The following is a 25,816-nucleotide window of genomic DNA, read 5'->3' as shown; positions in this document are numbered from 1 at the left end:
CGCGGCAGGCCCGCCCGCGATTCTGACGAGATATCGCCCGTGCTTGACCCCCGTCTCGTCGCAGACAATGTTATGTTTTTGTGACAGCTGACGGGATGCAGGTTGAGCGATGGCGGACGAAGCAGCTGACTTTAGCCAGATGGTGCGCGGACTCGGCGTGGTGATGCGCTACCGCAGTGGTGACGTGCTGTTCCGCGAAGGCGAAACGCCGACCTACATGTATTTTGTGCTGAGTGGCGAGGTTGAGATGTCCAGCCGCGGCAAATTCATTGAGAAGATCGACAGCGGCCGCGCGATGGGGGCGATCTCGATGATCGACCAGAATCCGCGCTCGGCGACAGCGACTGCGCTGGTTGATACCGAGGTCGCACTTATCGACCAGAAGAAGTTTCGCTTCATGGTCGAGGAAGTCCCGAATTTTGTCTGGTACGTCATGGGCTTGCTGGTGAAGCGCCTGCGCGCCACCAACGACGCGCTCTGAACCCTTTCCGCGGACGCGCCGACTTTTCCCCGTGGGGGAGAGGTGAGGATCTGCGCTGTCACGGGAACCGGCCTACCGGCAGTTCCTCGCCACGATCTCGCGGAAGTCCGCCACCGAGCCCTGCATCTGGCCGACATTCTCGCCGCGGGCATGGCCTCGCATGCACTGGCCGTAGATCCTGGCGGCACCGCTCATCACCCGGATGTGCTCTCGAAAGACGGCGCAGCGCTGCGGCATCGGTGCGGTGTTGGTTGCGCGCAGCCGCTCCAGGGTCTGGCGCAGGCGGATCTCGGTCAGGACCAGTTCGCCGGCGCAATAGTCGCTGTCGGGATTGGCGGATACCGGGATCGGGATGACAAGCGTCATCGTCAGGGCGAGGACGGGCAGGCGCATCGGACCGATCAGCGGCAGCCGTTCGCCACCACGCCGCGCCATTCGGCAGCGGACTGGCGCAGGAAGCCGACCTTCAGGCGGCGTGCATCGCCGGACATGCAGCGGCTGGCAAGGGCCGTCGCCGTAGACAGCGCCGCCATGTGCGAGCGGAACGCCGGGCACTGGAGCGCCATGTCCTGCCCGTCGAGGGCTTCGGCCTTGGCGAGCGTCCGGTTCAGCTCGGTTTCGATGGCGGCAAGCTCGTCCGCGCAGTTCACCGCGAGCGGCATCGGCGTGGACGACAGGGAGGCGGTCTGGATGTTGCCGGCGAGCGGCGCCGGGCGGGCCGGAGCGGCCATTGCGGTCTCGCTCTGGATCAGGGCCGAGGGCAGCGCCGCCATGCGGATCGGCTCGGAAGCCTTGGCCGGCCAGGCGGTGAGCACCATGGCGAGGAAGGCAATGATCGTTGCCGCCACCAGCGACGAGGCGATGAGCGCCAGCGTGTGACTGTCCGCCGCGGTCTGGCGGACGGCCGAGAACGACTGGGCCGCAAAGGGCTCGGTGATCAGCACGGTCGGGTTGGTGGAGGTCATGGCGCGTCCCCTTGATCGTGGGTCGCACATTGCCCCGGCGCTGTTGCGCAGCGATTTCGGCCGCCGGGACGACGTGTTTCCGTGCGGAAACAGCCATCCCGTTGCCGCAATGACTTAACGTGGCACGTCAGCCAAGGTTCAGTTCCTTGAAGAAATCATTGCCCTTGTCGTCGATCACGATGAAGGCCGGGAAATCTTCCACCTCGATCTTCCAGATCGCCTCCATGCCGAGCTCGGGATATTCGAGCACCTCGACCTTGCGGATGCAGTCCTGTGCGAGGCGTGCGGCGGGGCCGCCGATGGACCCCAGATAGAAGCCGCCATGCTTGGCGCAGGCCTCGCGCACCTCGCGGGAGCGGTTGCCCTTGGCGAGCATCACCATGGAGCCGCCAGCGGCCTGGAACTGATCAACGAAGCCGTCCATGCGGCCGGCCGTGGTCGGACCGAAGGAGCCGGAGGCAAAGCCCTCGGGCGTCTTGGCGGGGCCGGCATAGTAGATCGGGTGGTCCTTCAGATATTGCGGCATCGGCTTGCCGCTATCGAGCAGGTCACGGATCTTGGCATGCGCCAGGTCGCGGCCGACGATGATCGTGCCGGTGAGTGAGACGCGCGTCTTGATCGGGTGCTTCGACAGCGTCGCCAGGATTTCCGACATAGGTCGGTTCAGGTCGATGCGCACGACATCGCCGCCGAGCTTCGCCTCGTCGATCTCGGGCAGATACTTGGCCGGATTGTGCTCCAGCTCCTCCACGAACACACCGTCGCGGGTGATCTTGCCCTTGGCCTGGCGGTCGGCCGAGCAGGAGACCGCAATCGCGATGGGCAGCGATGCGCCATGGCGCGGCATGCGGATGATGCGCACGTCATGGCAGAAATACTTGCCGCCGAACTGCGCGCCGACGCCCATCGCCTGGGTCAGCTTGTGGACTTCCTGCTCCATCGCGACATCGCGGAAGGCATGGGCGAATTCCGAGCCTTGGGTCGGCAGGCCATCGAGATAGCGGGCCGAGGCCAGCTTGGCGGTCTTCATCGTGTGTTCGGCGGAGAGGCCGCCGATGACGATGGAGAGATGGTAGGGCGGGCAGGCCGCGGTGCCGAGCGTCAGGATCTTCTCGTGGAGGAACTTGATCATCCGGTCATGGGTGAGGATCGAGGGCGGTGCCTGGAACAGGAAGCTCTTGTTCGCCGAACCGCCGCCCTTGGCCATGAACAGGAACTTGTAGGCCTCTTCGCCCTCGGCATAGAGCTCGATCTGGGCTGGCAGATTGTTGCGGGTGTTCTTCTCCTCGAACATGGAGATCGGTGCCAGCTGCGAATAGCGCAGGTTCTTCTTGGCATAGGCGTCGAGCACGCCCTGGCCGAGGGCTGCCTCGTCCTCGCCTTCGGTCCAGATCAGGCGGCCCTTCTTGCCCATGATGATCGCGGTGCCGGTGTCCTGGCACATGGGGAGAACTCCGCCGGCGGCAATGTTGGCGTTCTTCAAGAGGTCGTAAGCGACGAACTTGTCGTTCGCCGTCGCCTCGGGGTCGTCGATGATCTTGGCAAGTTGGGCCAGGTGGCCCGGGCGCAGCAGGTGGTTGATGTCGATGAAGGCGGTTTCCGACAGGAGGCGGATCGCCTCGCGGTCGACCACGACGACCTCTTTGCCCAGCACCTTTTCGACGCGCACGCCCTCGGACGTCAGCTTGCGATAGGGCGTGTCGTCCTTGGCGAGCGGGAACAGCTCATAGGAACCGGCGGCGAGCGGAGCGTTCATGGACATGGTCCTCGACTGGGTGCGGGGAACCCATAAGGCACTCAGGGCGAGATTTGAAGCCGTTCCAAGGTGGGAGATGGCATGCCGGCGAAGCCGCCCCTAGAGCGGCGGATCGCCGAACTGCTGGCGGTAGAGCAGGGTCGCGCGGGTCAGGTGGTCGCCGGCGAGCTTCAGGTGCATGTCGACCTCCAGCCATTGACGCGGGCGGGCAGGGTGGCGCGGCAGCCGGTCGGCGGCGGAGCGGGCGTTGGCGGTCGCATCCTGGCACAGCTGCTGGAAATGATCGCCTGTCTGTTTGCTGTCGTTGTCGTGGGATACGCCGGGGAACGGAACTATTGGCATCGGGGGATCCAAGTCGATGTCGGTGTCAGGCGGAAGGTATTCCGCTGTGGTTTGACGAAGTAAGATTCAGTTCATCGTACAGAACTCCGTTCCCGGTCTGGCTTGCTCGACATGATCGAGCGCAAGGCCGGGTTTGATTGATGAAGTGTTATTGCGCTTGGGGATTGTGTCTAACGGGCGTGCGTTTTCGAGCGGTAAACCGCCAGCGGGCAATTTGCGTCAAACTTTGGGAAACTGCGGGCGGGCGCTGGCCGGACGTAGCGTCCCGCTGGCTTCAATGGCCGGTGCGCAGGCTCGAAATTTGTTCCACAGCCTGATCGATGCGGATCGCCAGGAGGGCCTGTCCGCGGGCTGGGCTTGCCCTGCTCGGATCGCCGCTGGCGCCCATCTGGGCGAGGCTGCGCGGCATGGTCTGCAGCCGTTCGAGATCGACGCCGGCCGGCAAGACCGCCATCAGTTCGGACGTGTCGATCAGACCGGCATGGAAACCGATGGTGGCCTCGGTCTCGCCCTCGGCCTTTAGGCGGGCATTCTGGGCGGCATCGTCATAATAGCGGTCGGACTGGACGACGCGCACGCCGTCGGCTGCCCATTCACGGGTGAGGTTTGCGGCGACTTTGGCTTGTGGCGGCTGGCTCTCGCCGTGGTCGCCGATGAACACGATGGTGCGGAAGCCGGCGAGCTTGAGGCTGCGGGCAATGCCCTCCAGCACCTGCTCGAACACCGCCTCGGGGAGGCCGATCGTGCCGGGCAGCTGCATGTTGCCGGTCGGCGGCGAATAATTGCCTTCCGGCACGAAGGAGACCGTGGGGGCGACCAGGGTCCGGCCGAGCTTCTCGGCGATCCTGAGCGCCGCGAAGCCGACGATATGGTCGTGCTTGGCGAGGATCATGTGCGGGCCGTTCTGCTCGATCCCGCCGGTCGGTACGATGACGGTGGTGGAGCCCGACTGGACCGCGGCATAGACCTCCGGCCAGGTCATGTCGCGCATCTGCAGCGTGCGCGGGGGGGCGGGCGGCAGCGTGCGGGCGGCCTCGCTCACGCCGAGGGCGAGCAGGAACAGGGTGAGGATGCCGAGACGGATGGGCAGGCTGGAGGGCACCGCTTGAACCCCTGGATGCGAAGGACGTGGCCGATGCCATGACTATGCCCGGTCCGGATTAACAAAGCGGCCATCATGGCCCACGGAAATGGCCGCGTTTGCCGCCGAAACGGGCCAATTTCATCGGTTGTTAAGGATGATATCGCAGGGTTGGCCCGGTTCCCCCGCCAGCCCGAGATCGCCAAGCCCATGGACGTTTTCCTCATCCTTGTTCACAAGCTCGCCGATCTCCTGACCTCGCAACTGCCCTGGGCGATCGGGCTTGCCGCGCTCTTCACGGTCGTGTCGCTGTTCCCGAGCCAGGCCTGCAATCCCGGCCAGGTCTGGTGGAAGAATCCCGGCCTGCTGACCGATACCCATTACCTCTTCATCATTCCCGTTCTGATGCCCTATCTGCGCACTGCGCTGGTGGTGCTGGTGGTGGCGCTGGCGAGCGGGGTAACCAGTGCCGCCGATGTCGAGGATTTCCTGACCAAGGGCCGCGGGCCGCTCAGCACGCTGCATCCGGTCGCGCAGGGCGCGATCTACATGCTGGGCACCGATTTCATGCTCTACTGGGCCCATCGGATCTTCCACGGCCGCAATCTGTGGCCGTTCCACGCGGTCCATCACTCGGCCGAGCATGTCGACTGGACAACCTCCTACCGCAACCATCCGGTCAACAACCTGCTCGGCGCCAGCCTGACGCAGATGACCATGGTGGCGCTTGGCATTTCGCCCGAGGTGATGGTGGCGCTGGTGCCCTTCGACATCCTCACCGCCGCCTGGGTCCATTCGAACCTCAACTGGACGCTCGGGCCGCTGAAATATGTCTTCGCCACGCCGGTGTTCCACCGCTGGCACCACGGCCCGGTCCATCTGGGTGGCGAGAAGAACTTCGCGCCAACCTTCTCCTTCTGGGACTACATGTTCGGCACGTTCTACATGCCGGAGGGCGAGTTGCCCGAGGAATATGGCGTCGACGATCCGGATTTCCCGAAGGATTTCATCGGGCAGATGGTGGTGCCATTCCGCCAGTTCATCCAGACCTTCCAGCGGCCAAAGCCCAAGGCCGACAGTCCGGGCCCGGCGGAATAGGCCTGGGTCTCACCCAGGCGCCAGCGCCCTGAACTGCGTCTGGAGAGGTGCGAACATCTCGCCCATCATGCCGGTGACGTCGGCTGGCGTGGTGGCAGCTGTTCCACCGAGCATCGGCGGTGCCGGGGCATATTCGGCCTGCAGCATCAGGGCCTGGGCATAGGGCTTGCCGCGCAGCAGTTCGACCAGCGTGATGGCAAAGTCCATCCCCGCCGTGACCCCCGCGCCCGTCAGAACATTGCCGTCGTGCACGACGCGGGCGTCGACGGGAATGGCGCCAAAATCGGACAGAACCGGGCGGACCGCCCAGTGCGAGGTCGCCCGCCGGCCTTTCAGCAAGCCGGCGCGGCCAAGGATCATCGAGCCAGTGCAGACGCTGGTGACGTGCTTCGCGCGCGACCCACGATCCCGGATCCAGTCCATCGTATCCGCCCGCTGCATCACCGAGAGTGTGCCTTCGGTGCCGCCGGGCACGAACAGCACGTCGAGATTGGCGGGCGCATCGGCCATTGTGATGGTTGGCTGGATCGCCAGGCCGAGATCCGACGGGACCGGCGACAGATCCGTCTCGGTCGTTACCAGATGCACCTTGGCGCCGAACAGGCAGGCGAAGAAATAGTGGGGCGCCACGAGGTCGAGCGCGGTGAACTTCGGATAGAGGAGCATCGCGATCTCCTCCTGGCCCCAGAGGCCCTGACCCAGCACCTTGTTCATCGCGTCCATGTGCCGGTCGTGCATGTCCTTCTGCTCATCGAGGCTCGGATTGGCGGGGGCGGGGTGCCCTGCCTGCTGTGCCGCCGCCGGCTCTCCGGCGATCAGCGTCGAGGCTGCGAGCGCCGGCCCGGTCAGGCCGGCAATCAGGGTTCGGCGATCAATGGTCATGGCGTGTCCTGTTGGGGCGATGGTCGCCAGCTGGAAGATTGGGACAAGGGGGCGCCGCCGCCTGGGCGGCGGCGCAGTCTCGGGCCGTCAGAACTTCGTCGAGACGGTCAGATAGGCCGTGCGGCCCTCTGCCGGCGCGACGCGTCCCGAGAAGTAGGGATAGGGGATGAAGTAGCGCCGGTCGGCGAGGTTCTTGCCGGTCAGCGCGATGGTCCAGTTCTGGTACTGGTAGGCCACGCGGGCATCGAAGGTGACGAAGGCCGGCGTGCGCCAGGCGCTGCCGAGCTCGACCACCTGGTCTGAGGCCGCATAGAGGCCGCCGCCGATCGACAGGCCGTCCAGCGTGCCTTCGGTGAACTTGTAATTGGCCCACAGGCGGCCCGAATTGCGCGGCACTGCGTTCAACGGCTGGCCGACCAGGGCGGCATTGCCGTCGCGCACCAAAAAGGCGTCGACATAGGCGTAGCTCGCCAGGAACGACCAGTTGCGGTTCGGCTGCCAGGTGGCATCGACCTCGACGCCACGCGATCGCTGCTCGCCGGTCTGGACCGAGAGGAAGCCCACTGAGGTCGGCACGTTGCGGCGTGTCAGCTCGAACAGCGCGATGGTTGCCGACAGGCCGTGGCCGGGATGCAGCTTGATGCCCGCTTCCAGCTGCTTGGATTCCTCGGGCTTGGCCGGGGCAAGGCCCGTGTAGAAGGTCACCGGCTTCATGCCTTCCGCATAGCCGGCGAACAGCGAGAAACCGGGCAGAACCTCCAAGGCTGCCCCGACCCGGGGCAGGACGCGCGTGTTGCTGGATTCGTGGGTCTTGGCGATCGCGGCATCGTTGTCGTTGATCTGCAAATTGGCGACGCGCACGCCGGCCAGGAGGTGCAGGCGGTTCCAGATCGAGGTCTGCACCTGCACGGTCGCGCCCATCGTGCGATAGGCATTGTTGGCCGCGATATAGGTGCCCCAGAACGGCCCGGACTCGGTGTAGGTCGGGAAGACGGGGTTGAGATAGTTGACCCCCGTGCCGACGAAATCGCCCCACATGCCGCCGCGCTCGGTCACGCGGTTGTAGTCGACGCCGAACAGCAGGCGGTGCTGGGCTGGGCCGGTCTGGAAGCGCCCGACGAGGTTGGAGTTGAGGCTCACCTCGTTCAACCGCTCGCGGACGACGAGGTTGTAGACGTCGAAGGTGGATGGCGCCGCCGAGGGCTGGTTGGAGACCAGGCCCTGCGAGGGCTCGTTGAAGGCCGATGTCGCGATGCGCGCGGTGGTGAAGGTCGACCAGGTCTCGTTGAAGGCGTGGTCGAAGCGCATCGTCAGGGAGGCGAGGTCCGATGTCGCCTTGGGGACGCTGGGATTGCCGGGGAACAGCGTGTCGCGGATCGAGATCGTCGACCGGTCGATGGTCCCGACGGTCGGAAGGCCGCTGTAATCCTGCTGGGCCCGGCGCGAATAATGGCCCTGCACGGTCAGCGACGTGCCGGTATTGTTGGTGAAGGTGAGCGTCGGGCTGATCGACAGGCTCTGCCGGTCGAGCACGTCAATGTTGGACCGCGTGCCCTCGAACTGGCCGGTAATGCGGAACAGGACGGTCCCCTCGGAATTCAGCGGCTGGTTGATGTCGAACCAGGGCGAATAGAAGCTGCGGCCGCCGGCCGTGATGCCGAATTCGGCGAAGCGACGATCGGTCGGCAGCTTGGAGATGACGTTGAGCACGCCGCCGATGGCATTGGCGCCGCCGGAATAGAGCAGGGCCTGAGGCCCGCGCAGCAGCTCGACGCGTTCGACATTGACCAGCAGGTCACGCGCGCCGGCGTCAAAGTAGTTGGGCAGGCCGTCGGTCAGCCGCTCGGCGGCGAAGCCGCGCACCTTGTGATTCTGCTGTCCGTAATTGATCACCGGCAGCGCCTGGAAGCCCGCAAGGTTCTGGAAAGCCTCGGTCTGCGACAGCGCGCCCTGCTGGTCGATGAGCTGGCGCGGAATCACCTGGATCGAGATCGGCACCTGCTCGATGGGTGTCTGGGTCTTGGTCGCGCTCTGGCTGGTGGTCGCGCGGATGCCCTGGACCGGGCCGGCTGTGGTGCGCTCGGTGCCGGCTCCATCTTGTTGCGTCGACTGGACGTCGACCTGGGGCAGGGCGGTCGGCTGGCTCTGCTGGGCCATGGCCGCGGAAAGCGGTGCAAGGGCGGATAGCGCGGTGCTGGCGAGCAGCGCGCGAAGAAGGGTTCTGGACATGGGTGTTGCCTCGCCTGTGCGGCGTCTTGGTCTGGATTGTCGGACGGGTTCGCGCGCAGGGCCCCTGGGGCCATGCGGCAGGAGATCCGGCGAACACTGTCGCCGGGTCGACGATCAGACGAGGCTGGGGGGACCGCGCGAGCGGGCGCGTTCGGCGCGCTGTTGCGCAACGATGGCGGGTTCGAGGACGAAGGTGAGGCTGGCGCCGATCTCGGCCGGGCGCGGCAGGCCGGGAGCCTCGCCGACCACGCCGCCCATGGCGGTCAGAAGGCAGGCATCGCAGGGAAGCGCTGACTTTCCGGTCGTGCCACCCGGCTTGTGGTCGGCACCGGGAAGGCAGAATTCGGCCACCGATCCATCGGGCAGGACGATCCGTTCAAGACCGGCGGCCGCGGCCGAACCCGGCTGGCCCATATGATGTGCAAAGCCCAGCCACAGCATCGCCACTGCATAGAGAGCGGCGAGAATGGGACGCAGGTCCGGGTTGCGGAGACGATTCAACATCACCGCGCACCCTAGTCAGGACCTTCAGACAGCGTCAATTCGGCGCGCTGCAGAATCCGGGAAGTTCAGCCCTGTCTTGCGTGCCGTGCGAAGGATGAAGCCGGCTGACAGGCTGAAGCAGACAAGCCCTTATGCGTCGTTATTGGCGTTGTCCGACCTCAGTCTTGCCAGCTGCGAGTGGACAATCCTGGCGATCAGTTCGTTCGGCAGGGGCTTGTCGAGGGGGAACTGAACGGTATCCTTCTTCACTCGGTAGGGTCCGATTGCTTCTTCGAAATCGTCAGTACCTCTATAGATGGGGTACAAGCCCACGTGCTTCTTCCAAACTGCGAAGTATATGAACGAGGCGCCAGCCTTCTGAAAGACGGGCATGCCGTATTTCATCGCCTCGAGCGCACCCGGAGCTGCCTTCTTGATTGTCTCTCGCACTGACGAGGCAACGTCTCGCACGGCCTCAGGCAATGCCACAATGTAAGCGTCGATGGTCGGACATTGTGCCATTGCCGTTGACGCGCTCACGTCTGCCGATCGTGTTTGAAGGGCTCTTCATTCTTGCGCCGGACTGATGGCGCTCCGGACGTTGAACGCTTCAGTGGACGACGATCGCCTCGAAGCCGCCGAAGATCATCCGCTGGCCGTCGAAGGGCATGGGATTGGTCTCGGGCGACATGCGCGGGTCGGTCATCAGGGCGCCCATGCCGGCATCGCTGCTCGCCTTGTCCGGCCAGGTGATCCAGGAGAACACCACGGTCTCGTCGTCCTTGCGCTTCACGGCCATGGGGAACGAGGTGACCGTGCCCTCGGGCACATCAGTGCCCCAGCATTCCACCACCTGCAGGGCGCCGTGCTCCTTGAAGATCACGGCCGCGGCCTCGGCATGGAGGCGGAAAGCCTCCCGATTGGCGGTCGGCACGGCGGCAACGAATCCGACGACATACATGCGCTTGCTCCCTGGTGATGGCGGGGGCCATCGTGGTTCCTGTGGACTTATCCCCATTGAGTTGATATCAACCTATAGCCACCATGTCAAAGCCCGTAGCACTCGACGTCGTTCATCATGTCCGTGATGCCTGCCTGTGTCTGGCGACCCAGCGCGCGGCGCGAACGCTGGCGCGCCGCTTCGACCGGGCGTTCCAGCCGGTCGGGCTGACCAATGGCCAGTTCTCGCTGATGATGGCGCTCGGCGGGGCAGGGACCATGCGGCTCGGCGATCTCGCGGAGTTCCTGGCCATGGACCGCACCACGCTGACCGCGGCCCTCAAGGCGCTGGAGCGGCGCGGTCTCGCCCGCAGTGGACCGGATGCCACCGACAAGCGGGCAAGGCTGCTCGCCCTGACCGAGGCAGGCCACGATGTGCTCCACGCCGCCGTGCCGATCTGGCGGGCCGAACATGCGGCGCTGGAGCGGGAATTGCCGGCAGACATGGCCGACGGCCTCAGGGCAGCGCTCACGCGCGTCGCAAGCCAGGGCGGCGGCGGCGCCTGACCGCTGACCGGCACGCATGCGCGTCTGGCCCTCGCCTTGTGGCGCGGGGCCGCTCTACACTCCCGCCGCGTTGCATCCCGGCACGGCACTTGCTCGGTCGGTTGCCGCAACCGTTCGTTGTGATGGAGGATCCACGCCGTGCACCGCCGTTCTTTTCTCGCCGGACTGTCGGCGCCGTTCCTCCTGTCGGCCTCTGCCGGCGCCCAGACCGTCAGCCGGGCCCAGACGCTGCGCGTCGTGCCGGAAACGCTGACCACCATCCTCGATCCCCATTTCACCACGAGCTTCACCGCCCGCGACTTCTCCTATCTGGTCTTCGACACGCTGTTTGCCGTCGACGACAAGTGGCAGGTCAAGCCGCAGATGGTCGATACCTGGACCAAGAGCGCCGATGGCGCGACCTGGACCTTCACGCTGCGCGATGGCCTGACCTTCCACGATGGCACTGCCGTCACCTCGGAAGATTGCGTGGCGAGCCTCAGGCGCTGGGGCGCCCGCGACACGATGGGCGCGGCCCTGCTGAAAGCCGCGCAGACGCTGGAGCCGGTGGACGCCAAGACCTTCAAACTGGTGCTGAAGGAGCCCTATGGCCTTGTCCTCCAGGCCCTCTCCAAGCCCGGCGCCATGGTGCCGATGATCATGCCGAAGCGGCTGGCCGATACGCCGCCGACCCGGCCGATCATCGATCCCGTGGGCTCCGGCCCCTACAGCTTCGTCAAGGAGGAGTACCGGCCGGGCGACCGCATCGTTCTGAAGCGCCATGCCGCCTACAAGCCGCGCAGCGAGCCTTCCGTCTGGGCAAGCGGGGCCAAGGTCGCCCATTTTGAGCGCGTCGAACTGATCTCCATGCCGGATGTCTCGACCCAGGTGTCGGGCCTGCTCACCGGCGAGGTCGACTATCTGGAGCGCCTGCCGCCCGATGTCCTGCCGATCCTCGAGCGCAACCGCTTGGTGAAGGTGCAGGTTGTCAGCCCCTATGGCTATCAGGGCATCATGCGGTTCAACCATGTGGCCGCGCCCTTCGACAATGTGAAGGTGCGTCGCGCCGTCATGCAGGCGGTCAACCAGGCGGATTATCTGGCCGCCGTCGCCGTCAGGTCCGAGTTCGGCCGCGAATGCCGCAGCATGTATGGCTGCGGCACCACCTATGAGACGAGTGCCGGCATGCCGGCCTTCGACTTCGAGGCCGCCAAGCGCGAGATCGCCGCGAGCGGCGCCGATCTCTCCAAGCCGGTGGTCATCCTGCACCCGGCCGATGCGCCGGGTATCGCGGCGCTTGGCCTCGTGACGCAGGACCTGCTGACCAAGCTCGGCTTCAAGGTGGAACTCGCCACCATGGACCTGAACACGTTCTTCGGCCGGCGCACGCGCCCCGAGGGCTGGCACATCTTCCACACGACCAACACCGTGCCCGACATGCAGACGCCCTTGCAGAACGTCTATATGGGCGGCGTTGGCGCGCCTGCGGGCTTTGCCGGCTGGCCGAAGGACGAGGAGGTCGAGAAACTCCGCGCAGCCTTCGCCGCGACCTCCAGCGAGGCGGAAGCCAAGTCCATCGCGGAGGCGATCCACAAGCGGGCGGCGGAGGCCGGGTTCTACATGCCGCTTGGCCAGTTCGTCGGGCCCTCGGCCTGGCGCGCCGAACTGGCCAACGTGCCGGTTGGCCCCGCCATGTTCCTCTGGGGCCTGAGGCGCGCATCGTGACCGGCAGGATCAGCTTTTCCGACTATCTCGACCTTGTCCCCAAGGTCGAGCTGCATTGCCATATCGCGGGTGCCGTCAGGGCCACCACACTTGTGGAACTGGCCGTGGCCAATGGCGTGGCGCTGCCGCGTCCGGCCGAGACGCTCTACCAGTGGCAGGATTTCTACGGCTTCCTGGAAGTGCTGCGGCTCGGCGCGCTGGCGGTCCGGTCCAAGGCGAATTTCGCTCGTGTCGCCTTCGAATGCGTCGAGGACATGCACCGCCACGGTCATGTCCGGCACATCGAGATCTTCTTCAACCCGCACTATTACACCCCGAACGGCGCCACCTATCCGGAGATCGTCGATGGGTTGATCGAAGGGCTTGAGAAGGCCGAGCGCGCTTTTGGCGTGACGTCGCGGATGATCGCCTGCATCGACCGCTCGGTCTGCCTGCCGTCGGAAGCCTTGCAGATGCTGGACTGGATGGCCGAGCATCCGCGCGAGCGGGTGGTGGGCGTCGGGCTGGATGGCGCCGAGCGCGCCGGTCCGCCGCTCGTCTGGGTGGAGGCCTGGAGGCGGGCAGGGCGCGCCGGCTACAAGCGCACGGCCCATATCTGCGAGGACAACCAGACGCTCTTCGAGGGACCGCCGGTTCACTACACCCATTGCCGCGATGCGCTGGGATGCGACCGGTTGGACCATGGCTACAACATCCTGGCCGATGCCGAGATCACGGCCCGCGCGGCCCGCGAGCAGATCCCCTTCACCATGGCCTGCTGGTCGTCGATCGTGCCGAACCGCATTCCGCGCCAGCAGCGCATCAAGCGCATGTACGAGGCCGGCTTCAACATCGTGCTGGGCACCGACGATCCCACCATGTTCAAGACGACCATGGGCCATTGCTGGCGCACGCTGTTTGCCGCCAATGGCTGGCACGTGGCCGAGGCGCGCAAACTCAGTCTCGCGGGCGTGGCGGCAAGCTGGCTCAGCGACGACGAGAAGGCGGCGATGACCGCCTCGTTCACCTCCAGGCTCGATGCGCTGGAGGCGGCTCTCGACCATGACGACCTCTCGCTGGACCTCGCCATAGAACGGCCCGATCCCAGGTGGTAAATTGATACGGCCTGTTCTTTCCGGCACGCCCTGCTGGCCGGAACGAGAACTCCGTCCTGTTCCACAAAATCTCCGGGCGGCGCTCCCATAGGGGCGCCGTCACGGCCGGGTTTCCGTTCATCAGAGCTGACGGGCCCTTTTTGAACGTTGGCCCGGAACGATTGCCGTCCGCCCCCGTTTCATCTCCAGCAATAGCCTGCTGGCCGTCAAGCTTATGGCTTGTCTCTTCCGCCGGTTATCCGCTCGGATTTGTTGATGAACGAGGATCAATTCATGAAAAAGCTCCTTCTGGCTTCCGCCATTGCTCTGGCTTCCGCCACGTCTGCTTTCGCGCAGGCCGGTACCTTGCCGACGGCGCCCGGCGCCAACTCCGCCGTTGTTGCTCCGCCGACGGCCCAGCAGCAGACGATGATCCGCGATTACTGGCGCCGGACGCCGCATGCGGCCGTGCAGATGCCGAACGGCGTCAATGTCTCCACCGGTGACACACTGCCTGACAGCGTCGAGCTGCGCCCGCTGCCGAACGACATGGGCATGACCGAGTATCGCTACATCGTGGTCGGCCAGAACCTCTATCTGGTGAACCCGGCCAATCGTCGCGTCGTCCACGTCATCCAGTAAGCTCTCGGTCGGGCGTCCAGTCGCCCCCGAGCTGACCGCAACGCCCGGCCTTCGCGCCGGGCGTTCGCGCGTCCGTGCCGAGGTTGCCATCGGGGAATCGTTTCTGGACCCGCAACATTCCTCCACCTGAAGCGAAGCGGTCAGGCATTGGGTTACCGTATTGGGGAATGTGGGATTTTTCGCATTTTCGGCCCTTCGGGGCATCTTGTCGCAGGGGGGTGGCTTTGCTAGCCTGTCCCAACGGAACTGTTTCTGTCCGTATCCCATGAGAGGCCATGGGGCCCTTGACGGTCCTGCCGTAACGGCGGCAACCGGTAGCGGAGTCGAAGATGAGCGATGAACTGGACAAGCGCGAACAGGCCGCCAAGGACCTGCAGAGCGAGCTGAACACGACGGGCATGTCCCGCCGCGGACTTCTGGACCGTCTGAAGGCTCTGGGTATCGGCTTCGGTGCCGCCAGCGCCGTCGGCGTGATCGGGACAAAGGGTGCCGAAGCGGCGCCGTCGATGAGCATCTCGTCGACCAATGCCGCCCTCAACGGCATCATCCAGGACAGCCCTGGCGCCGAAATGCAGGCCGGCGAGGGCGCCGAGACCGGCGAACCGCAGATCGAGAACGCGCAGTTTTACTATCGCCGTTTCGTCTATCGCCGGTTCTTCTACCGCCGCTATTCCCGTTTCTTCTACCGCCGCTTCCGCTATTATCGCCGCTGGTGATTGCGGGCGCGACGGATTGTCGTCAAGGCCGGTGGCAGGTGGGCGCAAGCTCATCTGCCACAGCTTTTTTATGGTGGACTATCGCGTTTTCAGCCAAGATTTGGCGCCGCAGTGACTTTGCCGGCTTATCTTAATTCGACCTGGAAAGGCCCCCGATGCAGGTTGCCCAAGGTTCGTCTGCAGCCCCTTCGACAGGCTTGACCTCGGCGGCGGCCGCCGCCATGCGGACGCCCGCGCAGGATGGCCATGTCTTCTCCTTCGTGCTGGTGAAGCTCGCGTCTCGCTGCAACATCGCCTGCACCTACTGCTATTGGTTCCGCGACGCCGACGTCTACAAGAAGCCCGCCGTACTCACCGACGAGGTGGAGGACGCCTTCTGCCAGCGCCTGGAAGAACACATCACGCAGCACGGGCTCACCTCCTTCATGCTGGTGTTCCACGGCGGCGAGCCGCTTCTGTTCCCCAAGCGGCGCTTCGTGGCGCTGCAGGAGAAGCTGAACAAGATCGAGGAGCGCACCGGCTGCCTGATCGAGCGCGGCGTGTGCACCAATGCCATCCTGATCGACAAGGAATGGGCCGAGATCTTCGTCGAATACGAGATCGGCATCAGCGTCAGCGTCGATGGTCCGCCCGATATCCACGATGCCAACCGCATCGATTTCAAGGGCAAGGGGACCCACGCGGAGACCATTCGCGGCATCGAGTTCCTGCGCGAAGCCGGCATCGAGCCCGGGCTGATCTCGGTGTGCAATCCGGCGACCGATCCGGAGCGGATCATCTCCTATGTGGTCGATGAACTGGGCATCACCCAGTTCGACATCCTGCCGCCGGATGCCACCCATCTCGACAATCCCCCCGAGATTGGCACCTATTTCACCAAGCTTTTCGACGTCTGGTTCGACCGCTACGCCGAGCGCGGCGTCCGGATCGGCACGCTGGATGCGATGATCCAGGGGCTGGTGGGGCAGGCCGCGGTCTCCGAGACGATCGGGCTCGGGCCGACGGAAGTCGTGACCCTGATGACCGATGGCTCACTGGAGCCGCTGGACGTGCTGCGGATCGTCGGTGACGGGTCCACGCGCACCGATTCCAGCGTGCTGACCAACGCGCTGCAGGCCGTGCAGCAGGACCCGCGCTGGCGCGCAGCCTATGATTCCAGCACGCAGCTGGCCGATGTCTGCAAGGCGTGCGAGTTCATGGATGCCTGCGGCGGCGGCCACCTCGCGCAGCGCTGGTCGACCGAGCGCGGCTTCGACAACCCCAGCGTCTATTGCGGCAGCTGGAAGCACATTTTCACCCATATCTGGGACCGGATCGCCCCGACGCTGGTGATGTCGCTGCAGGAGGCCGAGAAGGCCAAGGCCGGCGCTGCCGCCTGATCCGGCAAGCCAGTTATCAGCCGGCTCATATTATCCGCCGAGGCTGCTCTTGGGATCGCTCGCCCCGGTGGTGGTGACGGTCGCAACCCGCACCTGGCCCATCATCAGTGCCATGGTTGCCGTGTCGTAGAAGATCTGGACGCGTGTGATCTGCTCGCGCCTGAGGTCGAGCACATCGACGAACTGGGTCTCGTGAGTGCGGCCGGTGCTGATGACCTCGTGCACCGCATGGCGATGGACGAAGGCCCGTGTCTCATCGACCAGCATGCTCTCGATGGTCATGTCGCGCAGGATGAGCGCCGACCGGATCTGGGCAAAGGCCTGGACGATCGCGGCCGGACCGATCCAGGTGCCGGTACCGGCATTGAGCGCGGGATTGCCGGCGATCGTGAGTTCGCAGGCCGGCGCCGCCATGGCGAGCAGGGGGCGCATGTCGCCACGGGCCCAGGCCGCGTAGCCAACCTTCAACAGCTGGTGAACCGGCAGGTCGGCTGTGACGAGAGCAATCGACATGATCCGCTATCGGAATGGGAATCGCGGTGTGAAGTCAACCAGCTCGTTGAACTCATCCGGCGGTATCCCGTTCCATCAACGCGCCGCCTGCGCTGGCTTACCAGCTGTGGCGCAGGCCGAGATTGGCGCGGATGGAGCGATGGCGGTCGCCAAGCTCGGCATCGAGCGACGACGACAGCCGCGTGCCGGCGGCGATCTGCAGTTCCGCCCCAAGCGACGCCAGCGCCGTGTGGGTCGAGGCGCGGGCACCGAACACTGTGAAGCCGGAATTGGCCAGGCCCTGGAAGCTCGCATCGACCGAGCGGTCGGGACGCGCCTGATAGGCCCAGGCGAGGCGGCCATAGGTGATCAGGGTCTGGCCGGGGGCGAGTTCGGTACGGGCATCGGCGCGCAGGCCGAGCTCGCTGCGGATCGAGGCCGAGGACTTGCCGGCATAGGCGAGCGCGGCAGCGCCGGTGGTGGGGGCCGTGAAGGTCTCGGCATAGCCGGGCGCCTGATAGCCGATGGCTTCCAGCGCGGCATAGGGGGTCAGGCCATAGGCCCGGACACCCATGCGCCAGCCGGCCTCGAGGCGGCCGCCATAGGTCTGGGCAGTGACGCGTGATGCATAGGTCTCGTTGAGGCCAGCGGCGGCGACAGTGCGCGAGATGGAGAAGCTGTTCCAGCCATAGGCAAGCGCCGCCGAGACATAGCCGTCGCCCAGCCGCGTCGAGCCATAGAGACCGGCCTGGAACGTGTCGCCGGTGCCCGAGCCACGGGCCTGGCCGAGGCCGAAGGACGTGCCGCCGCCCGACAGGGCGAAGCCGACCAGCGTATCCGGCGTGAGGCGCTTGTCGGCGCCGGCCGCCACGCCATAGAGGCTACCGGTGGATGAGGCAGCACCTGTGCCGGCATCGCCATTGGTCGCGCCCGACTGGGCATAGGCCTTGGTCCAGACGTTCCAGCCGGCATCGACCGCAACCGCCCGGCCACCGACCGGCGGATCGGCCATCTGGACCAGCGAGGGGCTGGCCGAGGCCGCGGTCGCGCCGCGCGCGCCGGTCATCGGGTCGAGCATCATGGAGAGGAACAGGCCTGCGGCATTGAAGGCGGTCTGCTGGGTCCCAGTCGCGGCCTCGCCCGACAGGGCCGAGAGCGCACCCGGCATGGCCGAGGGGTTCAGCGCATAGAGGCCGAAGAAGGCGGAGCCGTCGGCCCCGCCGCCGACCGCGCGGTCGATGGCGGTTGCGACATTGCGAGGGTTGGTGGCGATGCCGGTCGGCAGCAGCGGGAGCAGCGCATTGGCCGACAGCGAGAGGATGGCGTCGGTGCCGGTATAGCTGAGATTGGTGCCGATGCCGGGGCCGAAGGAACCGACGATGTTCACCGGGTTGAACGTGCCGGTGAGGCCGCCCGCCGCGGACAGGATCGTGTAATTGGTGCCGAACGAGAAGCCGGTGCCGACCGTGACCAGCCGAAGGCCGCCGGCGAGGCTCGCCGTGCCGGAGATAGCGAGCCTGTCGGCGCTGGCCGCCGAGACCTCGATGACGGTCGTGCTGCCGGCATTCAGCGTGGCATTGCCGGTGACGTTCAGCGTGCCGATGCCGCCGCTGCCCGGCGCGACGAAGCCGCCGGACGCAACCGTGAAGCCGGAGACGGTTCCAGCGCCCGCCAGCGTACCGCCAGAGGCGACCGACACACCGCCCGTGCCGCCGATCGATCCGTCGACCTGCAGGGTGCCGACATTCACCTGGGTCAGTCCGGAGGTCGCCATCGTGCCGCCGAAGGTGAAGGTGCCCGTGCCGTTCTTCACCAGACCGAGGGTCGTGCCGGTGATCGTGCCCGAGAATGACGAGGACACATTGCCGCCGCCAACCGTGATCGTCGGCCCGCCGGCGCTGGCCGTGTCGATCGTGCCGGCGCCCGAGAGCGAGCCGACGGTGAGGTTCGTGGAGCCCATATTGACCGTGCCGTTGGCAATCAGCGAGCTGAAGGCCAGGGTGGGGTTGCTACTGTTCTGCATCTCGAGCGTCGCGCCGCTCTTGATGTCGAGGCTGGCCGTGCCGCCGAAGGTGTAGCCAGTGAACTCGACCAGCGAGCCGCTATTGGCGGTGATCGAAGCCGCACTGGCACTTGCGCCCCCGCCCTGAAACCGCAGCGCGCTTGTTCCGTTCAGCGTGATCGTTGCGTTCTGAGTATGTGCCCCTGTCTCAACGCGGATAGTGCTGTCGGTGGCGTTCAGCACCGCTGAACCGCCTTGCGAGTTCCCTCCGATATAGAGCAGGCCGCCATTGGTGGTGTTGATGATGGCCGTGCCGGCAGAGGAAGTGCCTTCGAAAGTCACTGTCCCCTGGTTGTTGATGGTGGCATTGCCAGCCGATGCGGTGCCGGCTTGGAAGACCAACTGGGTGCCGCCCGCCTGCACATTGAAGATGGGGGCCTGGCCCGCAGCGTCGGTGATGACGCGGCCAACGATCGCAAATCTGGATCCGGCGCCTAAGCCCAGATTGAAGGTCACCTGCCCGGCGTCCGCATTGAACTTGAGGTCTCCGGTGCCTGCCGATGTTGCCGGCGCGACAGTCACCGTCACGGTTCTGGCCAATACATCGCCAAACACCCCAGCATCAGTGCCAAGTGGAACAACGCCGCCCGCCCAATTGCTGCCGGTTAAGAATTCGCCATTGCCGCCGGTCCAGAGGATGTCGGTGGCCCTGGCCTCCGGCGCGGCAAGCGTGAGCGACACGGCCGACAGGCCCGCCATCAGATGGGGAATCAGCCGCCGATGGGTGGTCAGGGCATGGGACGGGCGGGACAGGGCGGACTGGATCACGGTGGCCTCGGCATGGCGCCGGGCGCTGCACTGCGCAGGCCCGGCCGGGCGGGACCCTAGGCCGCGCCTTCCCTGCCGCGAAATTCTGATTTCATATGATCGGATATCACCAGATGGAATGATGCTGAAGAAGCGCAATATCGGCCTCTTCATCCTCGAAATCCGAGAGAGTTCCACTCGTTTCGTATCTCAGGCGAGAACAAAAGCGCGAAAGAGAATCAGATCCTCCATTGAGCCGCATGTCCGCCGGCTGATCTTTTCTCTGGATGGCTGGACTGATCTCCATCATTCTGAATGGTGATGGCGGCCGGAGAGGCCGCAGCCAACCTCCCGGCCCATGATGCAGAAGCCAATCCGCAACCTCGACCTCAACCTGCTGGTCGTCTTCGAGGCGGTCTATTCGGCTGGCAATATCAGCCATGCCGCGCGCCAGCTGGCCCTGACCCAACCGGCCGTCTCCAACTCGATCGCCAGGCTGCGGGACCATTTCGGCGACCCGCTGTTCGTTCGCGATGTGAGGGGCGTGAAGCCGACGATCCGCTCGCAGCAGATGATCGGGCCGGTCCGCGACGCGCTGCGGCTGATCGGCGAACAGCTGGAGGATGGGGCCGAGATCGATCTTGCCATCTACAAGCGGCTGTTCCGGGTCGTGATCGCCGATCCGCTGGAGCCCTCGATCATGCCGCCACTGGTGCGCGAGATCGACGCCCATGCGCCGGGCATCGTGGTGGAGAGCCGGCCGCCCTCGCAGACCCAGATCGTCACCGAGCTGAATGCCGGCACGCTGGATCTCGCCTGCTTCACCTATTTCGCCAGCGCGCCGGGCCTGGTCATCGAACTGCTCTGCCCGATCGACGTGGTGGCCGTGGCGCGGCGCGAGCACCCCGGCATTGCCGGCACCCTCGACGCGGAGACCTTCGCGCGCCTCGGCCATGTCACCTTCATCAACGAGCTGAAATCGGCGACCAATATCGAGCGCGACATCGTCGAGGGCGGCGTGCGCCGGCGGGTGCCCTACATGACCAACTCGCTCTGGTCGATCGCCGCCATGGCGGGCCGCACCGACCTCATCGGTATCCTGCCGCGCACTTTCGCGCAGGAACTGGCCGACGGCTTCAATCTCGCTCTGTACGAGACGCCGATGCCGATCACCAGCCAGTCGCTCTACATGATCTGGCACGAGCGCAATGAGCGCGATATCGGCCATCGCTGGCTGCGTCAGAAGCTGAAGAGCACGGCCGATGCGGTGTTTGGCCTGGTCGGCTGATGCGTTGACCGGTGGCCTCTCGGCGCGAGCAGTGCGACGGCGGTCACACAACAGCGCAATGCTCCCCAGCCTTCCGTATCAGGTAACGCTGGGATAAGCGTTCAGCCGTCAGGGGCGGATCGGCCGCCTATCTTGGAAATGTCTGTTCATGCATAGCCGCGCATTCGCCTTCACCGTCGCCCTGTCGACGGCGATCATCGCCATCCTTCTCACCTTCACTTTTTCCCATGTCGCCGCGACCCTGAAGGTCGACGAGCAGGAGGCGCTGCGCAGCCTGGTCGCGCAGGTCAGCGAAGAGATCAACACGTCAGCGAAAACCCTGGCGGCGCAGGCGGAACTGGCCGCCCACATGCCGCCCCTCGGCAGGGCCGTGGCCGCCGGGACGCCCGAGGCACTGACCGCGCTTATGGGCGAGAGCTACGCCGTGCTGGCCAAGAAATATGGCGTCGCCGTTGGCCAGGTGAACGGTGTGAACGGCAATGTGCTGTTCCGCTTCCATGAACCGGCCGTCCGCGGTGACGACTTCACCAGATCGCGGCGGATCATCGTCGCGGCTCATGCCAGCCTGCAGCCGCAGAGCGGCATCGAGATCGGATCGTCCGGCGTGCGCGTGCGCGGTGCGGCCCCCGTCTCGCATGAGGGCACGCTGGTCGGCAGCATCGAATTTGGCCAGGAGCTCGGGCCCCTGCTCGAGACGCTGAAGGCCCGCACCAATGCCGATTTCGCTGTCGTGATCGACCGCCGTCTGCTGAACGTTCGCCCGGGCACGCCCGAGGCCAATGTGTTCGGCAATCTGCGCGGCGACAGCGGCACCAACTGGCCGCTGGTCGCGAAACTGTCCGAGCTCGGCAAGATCGCCCTGGTGAAGGAGCCGGTATTCAGCTTCGCCACGCTCAACGGAATGACCTATGGCTCGGTGTCGTCGCCGCTGCTGGACTATTCCGGCTCGGAGATCGGCGTTGTCGTGGCGGCCAAGTCGTTCAACGCCAATGGCCGCTCGCTGCGCCAGCTGGCGATCTCGCTGATCGCCGGCGGCATCATCGCCGAGATCGGCATCGTCGCGATCATCCTGCTGGTCTTCCGCGGCATGGTGCTGCGTCCGGTGGCGATTGTCGCCAAGGCCGCCGAGGCCGCTGCCGAAGGGGCGGCTGCCGTCGATCTGCCCAAGGCCGGCACGGTCGCCGAAGTCAACGCGTTGATCGCGAGCGTCAAGCGTCTGCGCGAGAAGGTGACCTCGTGATGGCCGCGGGAACCCTGCTTCGACGTCTCGCGGCGATCGTCCTGACGGTCGCCTCGCTCGGCGGCGCTGCCGCTGCGGCCGAGCTGACGGACCTGCCGGTTGGCGATCAGCTGCCGGTTCGCGTGGCTGTGGCAACGCGCATCCTGGATATTGCCCAGGTGATGGAGACCACCGGGCAGCTCAATGCCCGGGTGGAGCTCACCTATCGCTGGACGGACTCGCGCCAGGCCTTCGACGCGGTGAAGGCCGCGGTGTCGCATAAGGACTATTTCGGCGAGGCCGCGACCGCGCGCCTGCGCCAGATGTGGACGCCTGCGATCGACATCGAGAACCTGTCGGGTGCCCCGCGCCAGGACCAGCTGGGCCTGGTGATCGAGTCGACCGGCGCGATCACGCTGGTGCGCCGGTTGGACGCCACGTTCCGCGTCAGCATCGACATGTCGTCGTTTCCCTTCGACGTGCAGACGCTGGACCTGGACCTGACCTCCAACCGCTATGGCCAGCGTGAGGTGCTGCTGGTCCACACCGAGGCCGACGAGATGCATTCCTCCTTTGCCCAGCGGCTGCAGACGCCGCTGTGGAGGATCCGTGCGCTCAATTTCCGCAATGCCAGCTATGTCGGGTGGAACGGCGAGCCGCACAGCCGCATGTCGGTATCGGTGGTGACCGAGCGGCTCTACGGCCAGTACCTGATCCGCATCTTCATCCCGTTCCTGATGCTGATGTCGAGCACGCTGGTGATCCTGTGGACGCCCGACACGACCATGCCGCTGGCGCCCAAGGGGGCTCTCGCCTTCACCACGCTGCTGGCGCTGGTGGCCTTGAGCTTCACCTTCGAGTCGAATTTCCCGGGCTCCATGTCCACCGGCACGCCGATCGCCCAGATCCTGTCGATCGGCTATCTCTATGTCGTGTCGGTTCTGATCCTCAGCATGCTCCTGCTGAACAAGGACCTCGCCTGGGCCAAGCGACACCCGAACATCTATCTGGAACTCAGCGGCTTCGTGCGATGGGGGCTCCCCGGCTCGGTGTTCGTCTACTGGTCGGCGCTGGTGCTGCGCGCGACGGCGTGAGGCCGCGAGAGGTTTGAATCAGGACTGCCGCGGGGGCGGCCCCGCGGCATTTCCGTTCGATGATCCGTGTGTCGAGACGCTGGCGTCCCCGCGCGAGAGCGGCGCCGCGGCTGTGGTGCTGCCCGTCCGAAGTTCATGCTTTGCTCGTGGTCAGAAGCATCAGAGACAGCTTCCAAGACTAAGATTGTCATGAGAACAAAAAGGGGTATAGCGACGCCCCTCTGTGTGAGCCGCTTCTGACCACGGTCAAAGTGTGAACATCGGATCGGCAGGCCGCGTGCCAGTTGCGGTCATCAGGCTGGTGGTTGCTTTTGAGCAGGGGATGCCTCCGACGGGCAAAGGCCGCTCCTCGGTACCACTGATTTTGTGGTGTCAACCTCGTTGTGCCTATTGTGGCAAACTCTGCAGCTTGTGGCTAAGTCAGCCTTCTATTTTCTCCATCTAATGAATTTACGGCATGGCGTCTATGTACGCTAAGCATCTATAATATTTAACAATTTTCACTTGATGCCAGCGCAATGGAACGCTGATTGAACCCTAATGTTGCGCATATGCATTTCAGCGAGAGTCCTATTGACTCCAATTCCACATCAAATCACTATTATGTGGGTTAACGTGGGAGAAGAGAAATGCCTATCACTGAGGTAGATGCTCTCGCAGATTATAATTTGACGGCTAATCATTTTTATAGTGTAATAAAGAGTCAGCTTGGAAACTTGCAGCTGAATCAATATATTCAGTTGCAACTGACAGCACTCCCATTGGATATAAATAGCAAAGATTACCCATGGTTTTCTTATGGCGTGCTCCAGAATTATTTCGATGTTTCTTTAAACCCTACTCCCGTTTCCGATAGTTTAGTGGTTGCACCGAACAATCGCCTTTCTCAAAATTTCCGAGGAATGGTTGCGCTTGGACTGTCTCTTGTGGAGACCAAAGAGCTTCCTCCTGAGATCGTCAGAGAGATAACGCTACTCGAAGCTGAGATTGGAAATTTAAGCACCGAGGCGTCACGTTTGGAGTTGGAGCGTACCGCGCTTTGGGATGCTCACTGCCGTGCCACCAGAACTGATCCAGGTGACTTGTCTCGTTACGCTCATTGGTCGGACGGGCAGGTATCCTCTGCTCGAATTAAGCAGCTAAGTGAAGAGCAATTTCGAAAATTGGCGATGCAATCAGCTCTTCGGGATCAACAATATGCTGATCCAAATCATGCTGCACTTCACGATGGCTATGGAACGATTTTGAGCTCGGCGTCCCGAATGCGTTATCCGCGATATCCGGATACGATGTATGGCGATGAGGCGAAAAAATTTAATGTGGTATATTTCGCGAGCTTGTCTGACGGTGAATCGAGCCAATTCACCAACCATTATCTTATCACACCAGATCAGTCGTTACAAAATATAGAATCGTCGACAATTGGCGGATTTTCAGAGAAGATTGCTAAAAAAAGTGCCGAGACAAGCCGAATTGAAACAGATTGGAATCATAGCGGTAGTGTTGGTTACGGAGCATTTTCGTTAAAGACAAATGTTTCTGATCATCAAGTAGTCAAAGATGATTTTAGCCATGTGCAAAACATAGAAGTCGGAGCGAAGTCATTTATGGCGATAAAGCTCGCTCCAGGTGGGTGGTTTACACCGGCATTGTTTGATAATCCGGTTATTCTGCGCAATCGACGTGTTTTTGAGAGGTATTTAGGCTCAAAAGGTAGTCTAAGATACTACCCAACGCACCTGATTGTGGCCAGGGGGCTCTATATTAAGTTCATGTCCGATCAAAATTGGGTTCATGACTATGAGAGGGATTTTTCAGCTAGTGGATCTGCATCTGCGCGCGTTTGGGGCGTAGATTTCGGTGGTGGAGGTGGTTATAGCCGCCATGAAAAAAGTCAAAAAATTGAAAAGCGTGGGCATGAACTTGTTATTTCCGACGGTGACGAAAATATTAGAATACTTGGCTACGTTGCGACAAAGAACACGGGGTTTGAAAATAACGCCGTTAGGGAATTCATGACTCAGAATACGATGGCTCTTCCGGCATCATTTGGTCCTAGTACATGAGGACGTCGGAGCGCTGGATTGCATTGGTTACTGTGTTGTGTCTTGGCGCTTGCCAGGCTCCGACAACATTGGTGGTTATTGTGGTCAACCAGCAGGATCAGGCGGCCTCGCGAGGGGGGCGCGATGTCCCACCTAACGTTGCGTCGGAAACTATTTTGGCGCCAGTTTGCGCTGTGTCCGGGTGCGCCGACGGTGATGCTTCCTGCGAGACACAAGTCATGGAACGAATTAGGCATCGGGCGAATCAAGTTGGACTATCAGTCAACGGGTCATTAATTCGCTACGCGCCTAACCGTTTCGCAGTGCAGGTCACTCGGAGTGCTCGGGGGCGGCCCTTGAGTACCACTTGGCCTGCGGTTGCTTGCGATTGGGTCGGGAGCGCTTCGGCGCCCAGGGAGGAGGCCCGTAGACAATTGTGCCCCGGTGAAATGCTTAGTTGGCTAAATCTTGCGCGAATCGAAGGTGTTCAATCGCTTGGTACCAACCGATCATACCGAGCTGTGTGCTTAGG

Annotated in this window: 24 protein-coding genes; 12 read left to right on the top strand and 12 right to left on the bottom strand. The window is 64.0% G+C overall.

What is annotated here, in order from left to right:
- The first annotated feature begins 109 nt into the window (after nt 1-109).
- Nucleotides 110-481 (top strand): Crp/Fnr family transcriptional regulator, encoded by a 372-nt coding sequence (locus E8L99_RS21005; RefSeq protein ID WP_137101386.1) that lies wholly within the window; start codon nt 110-112, stop codon nt 479-481.
- A gap of 72 nt (nt 482-553) precedes the next feature.
- Here E8L99_RS21005 and E8L99_RS21000 read toward each other — a convergent pair whose 3' ends face one another.
- The 5 genes from E8L99_RS21000 to E8L99_RS20980 all read right to left on the bottom strand — a co-directional run bounded on the left by E8L99_RS21000 (nt 554) and on the right by E8L99_RS20980 (nt 4,646).
- Entirely contained in the window at nt 554-874 is a 321-nt protein-coding gene (locus E8L99_RS21000) for a hypothetical protein (protein WP_137101385.1), read from the bottom strand.
- A gap of 8 nt (nt 875-882) precedes the next feature.
- The gene (locus E8L99_RS20995) at nt 883-1,446 is read right to left on the bottom strand and encodes a hypothetical protein (RefSeq protein WP_137101384.1); all 564 of its coding nucleotides are present in this window, start codon (nt 1,444-1,446) and stop codon (nt 883-885) included.
- A gap of 127 nt (nt 1,447-1,573) precedes the next feature.
- Nucleotides 1,574-3,202, bottom strand: a complete 1,629-nt coding sequence (locus tag E8L99_RS20990; protein ID WP_137101383.1) for a fumarate hydratase — start codon at nt 3,200-3,202, stop codon at nt 1,574-1,576.
- A gap of 99 nt (nt 3,203-3,301) precedes the next feature.
- Nucleotides 3,302-3,544, bottom strand: a complete 243-nt coding sequence (locus E8L99_RS20985) for a hypothetical protein (protein ID WP_137101382.1) — start codon at nt 3,542-3,544, stop codon at nt 3,302-3,304.
- Between the two features lie 274 nt (nt 3,545-3,818).
- Complete coding sequence (locus tag E8L99_RS20980; RefSeq protein ID WP_137101381.1) at nt 3,819-4,646, bottom strand: creatininase family protein; 828 nt, start codon at nt 4,644-4,646, stop codon at nt 3,819-3,821.
- Between the two features lie 150 nt (nt 4,647-4,796).
- Here E8L99_RS20980 and E8L99_RS20975 point away from each other — a divergent pair, with 150 nt between their 5' ends.
- Nucleotides 4,797-5,723: a sterol desaturase family protein gene (locus tag E8L99_RS20975; RefSeq protein WP_168201773.1), complete on the top strand. Its 927-nt coding sequence runs from the start codon at nt 4,797-4,799 to the stop codon at nt 5,721-5,723.
- 9 nt (nt 5,724-5,732) lie between these two features.
- On the opposite strand, the gene E8L99_RS20970 is transcribed toward E8L99_RS20975, so the two are convergent.
- The 5 genes from E8L99_RS20970 to E8L99_RS20950 all read right to left on the bottom strand — a co-directional run bounded on the left by E8L99_RS20970 (nt 5,733) and on the right by E8L99_RS20950 (nt 10,278).
- Nucleotides 5,733-6,605, bottom strand: coding sequence for a DJ-1/PfpI family protein (locus tag E8L99_RS20970; RefSeq protein ID WP_137101379.1), 873 nt, complete (start codon nt 6,603-6,605; stop codon nt 5,733-5,735).
- A gap of 87 nt (nt 6,606-6,692) precedes the next feature.
- A complete protein-coding gene (locus E8L99_RS20965) occupies nt 6,693-8,834 on the bottom strand; it encodes a TonB-dependent siderophore receptor (RefSeq protein WP_137101378.1) in 2,142 nt (713 codons plus the stop codon).
- Between the two features lie 114 nt (nt 8,835-8,948).
- The gene (locus E8L99_RS20960; protein WP_137101377.1) at nt 8,949-9,338 is read right to left on the bottom strand and encodes a hypothetical protein; all 390 of its coding nucleotides are present in this window, start codon (nt 9,336-9,338) and stop codon (nt 8,949-8,951) included.
- Between the two features lie 129 nt (nt 9,339-9,467).
- Nucleotides 9,468-9,839 (bottom strand): iron chaperone, encoded by a 372-nt coding sequence (locus E8L99_RS24155; RefSeq protein ID WP_391527501.1) that lies wholly within the window; start codon nt 9,837-9,839, stop codon nt 9,468-9,470.
- A gap of 88 nt (nt 9,840-9,927) precedes the next feature.
- Nucleotides 9,928-10,278 carry a DUF1428 domain-containing protein gene (locus tag E8L99_RS20950; protein WP_137101375.1) on the bottom strand — a complete coding sequence of 117 codons (351 nt, stop codon included), beginning with the start codon at nt 10,276-10,278 and terminating at the stop codon, nt 9,928-9,930.
- Between the two features lie 83 nt (nt 10,279-10,361).
- Between E8L99_RS20950 and E8L99_RS20945 the strand changes: the two genes are divergently transcribed.
- From E8L99_RS20945 to E8L99_RS20920, 6 genes are all read left to right on the top strand, one after another.
- Nucleotides 10,362-10,823 (top strand): MarR family winged helix-turn-helix transcriptional regulator, encoded by a 462-nt coding sequence (locus tag E8L99_RS20945; protein ID WP_137101374.1) that lies wholly within the window; start codon nt 10,362-10,364, stop codon nt 10,821-10,823.
- 138 nt (nt 10,824-10,961) lie between these two features.
- Nucleotides 10,962-12,527, top strand: a complete 1,566-nt coding sequence (locus E8L99_RS20940; RefSeq protein ID WP_137101373.1) for an ABC transporter substrate-binding protein — start codon at nt 10,962-10,964, stop codon at nt 12,525-12,527.
- The gene (add, locus tag E8L99_RS20935; protein WP_168201772.1) at nt 12,524-13,621 is read left to right on the top strand and encodes an adenosine deaminase; all 1,098 of its coding nucleotides are present in this window, start codon (nt 12,524-12,526) and stop codon (nt 13,619-13,621) included. Before E8L99_RS20940 ends, add begins: the two co-directional genes overlap by 4 nt.
- Nucleotides 13,622-13,894: 273 nt before the next feature.
- Nucleotides 13,895-14,242: a DUF1236 domain-containing protein gene (locus E8L99_RS20930; RefSeq protein WP_168201771.1), complete on the top strand. Its 348-nt coding sequence runs from the start codon at nt 13,895-13,897 to the stop codon at nt 14,240-14,242.
- 329 nt (nt 14,243-14,571) lie between these two features.
- Nucleotides 14,572-14,958, top strand: a complete 387-nt coding sequence (locus tag E8L99_RS20925) for a hypothetical protein (protein ID WP_137101370.1) — start codon at nt 14,572-14,574, stop codon at nt 14,956-14,958.
- Nucleotides 14,959-15,179: 221 nt separating this feature from the next.
- Nucleotides 15,180-16,337, top strand: coding sequence for a radical SAM protein (locus E8L99_RS20920; RefSeq protein ID WP_168201770.1), 1,158 nt, complete (start codon nt 15,180-15,182; stop codon nt 16,335-16,337).
- Nucleotides 16,338-16,367: 30 nt separating this feature from the next.
- Here the strand turns inward: E8L99_RS20920 and E8L99_RS20915 are convergent, their stop codons facing one another.
- Nucleotides 16,368-16,850, bottom strand: coding sequence for a nuclear transport factor 2 family protein (locus E8L99_RS20915; RefSeq protein ID WP_137101368.1), 483 nt, complete (start codon nt 16,848-16,850; stop codon nt 16,368-16,370).
- A gap of 97 nt (nt 16,851-16,947) precedes the next feature.
- Entirely contained in the window at nt 16,948-19,659 is a 2,712-nt protein-coding gene (locus E8L99_RS20910) for an autotransporter outer membrane beta-barrel domain-containing protein (RefSeq protein WP_168201769.1), read from the bottom strand.
- 337 nt (nt 19,660-19,996) lie between these two features.
- On the opposite strand from E8L99_RS20910, the gene E8L99_RS20905 reads away from it, so the two are divergent.
- The 4 genes from E8L99_RS20905 to E8L99_RS20890 all read left to right on the top strand — a co-directional run bounded on the left by E8L99_RS20905 (nt 19,997) and on the right by E8L99_RS20890 (nt 25,305).
- Complete coding sequence (locus tag E8L99_RS20905) at nt 19,997-20,926, top strand: LysR substrate-binding domain-containing protein (protein WP_137101366.1); 930 nt, start codon at nt 19,997-19,999, stop codon at nt 20,924-20,926.
- Nucleotides 20,927-21,074: 148 nt separating this feature from the next.
- Nucleotides 21,075-22,166, top strand: coding sequence for a cache domain-containing protein (locus E8L99_RS20900; RefSeq protein WP_137101365.1), 1,092 nt, complete (start codon nt 21,075-21,077; stop codon nt 22,164-22,166).
- Nucleotides 22,166-23,239: a ligand-gated ion channel gene (locus E8L99_RS20895; protein ID WP_137101364.1), complete on the top strand. Its 1,074-nt coding sequence runs from the start codon at nt 22,166-22,168 to the stop codon at nt 23,237-23,239. Before E8L99_RS20900 ends, E8L99_RS20895 begins: the two co-directional genes overlap by 1 nt.
- Before the next feature lie 629 nt (nt 23,240-23,868).
- Nucleotides 23,869-25,305 carry a hypothetical protein gene (locus E8L99_RS20890; protein WP_137101363.1) on the top strand — a complete coding sequence of 479 codons (1,437 nt, stop codon included), beginning with the start codon at nt 23,869-23,871 and terminating at the stop codon, nt 25,303-25,305.
- Nucleotides 25,306-25,816 lie beyond the last annotated feature (511 nt).

The organism is Phreatobacter aquaticus (genome assembly GCF_005160265.1).
Lineage (GTDB): Bacteria > Pseudomonadota > Alphaproteobacteria > Rhizobiales > Phreatobacteraceae > Phreatobacter > Phreatobacter aquaticus.
This window is presented reverse-complemented; position numbering and strand designations above follow the sequence as displayed.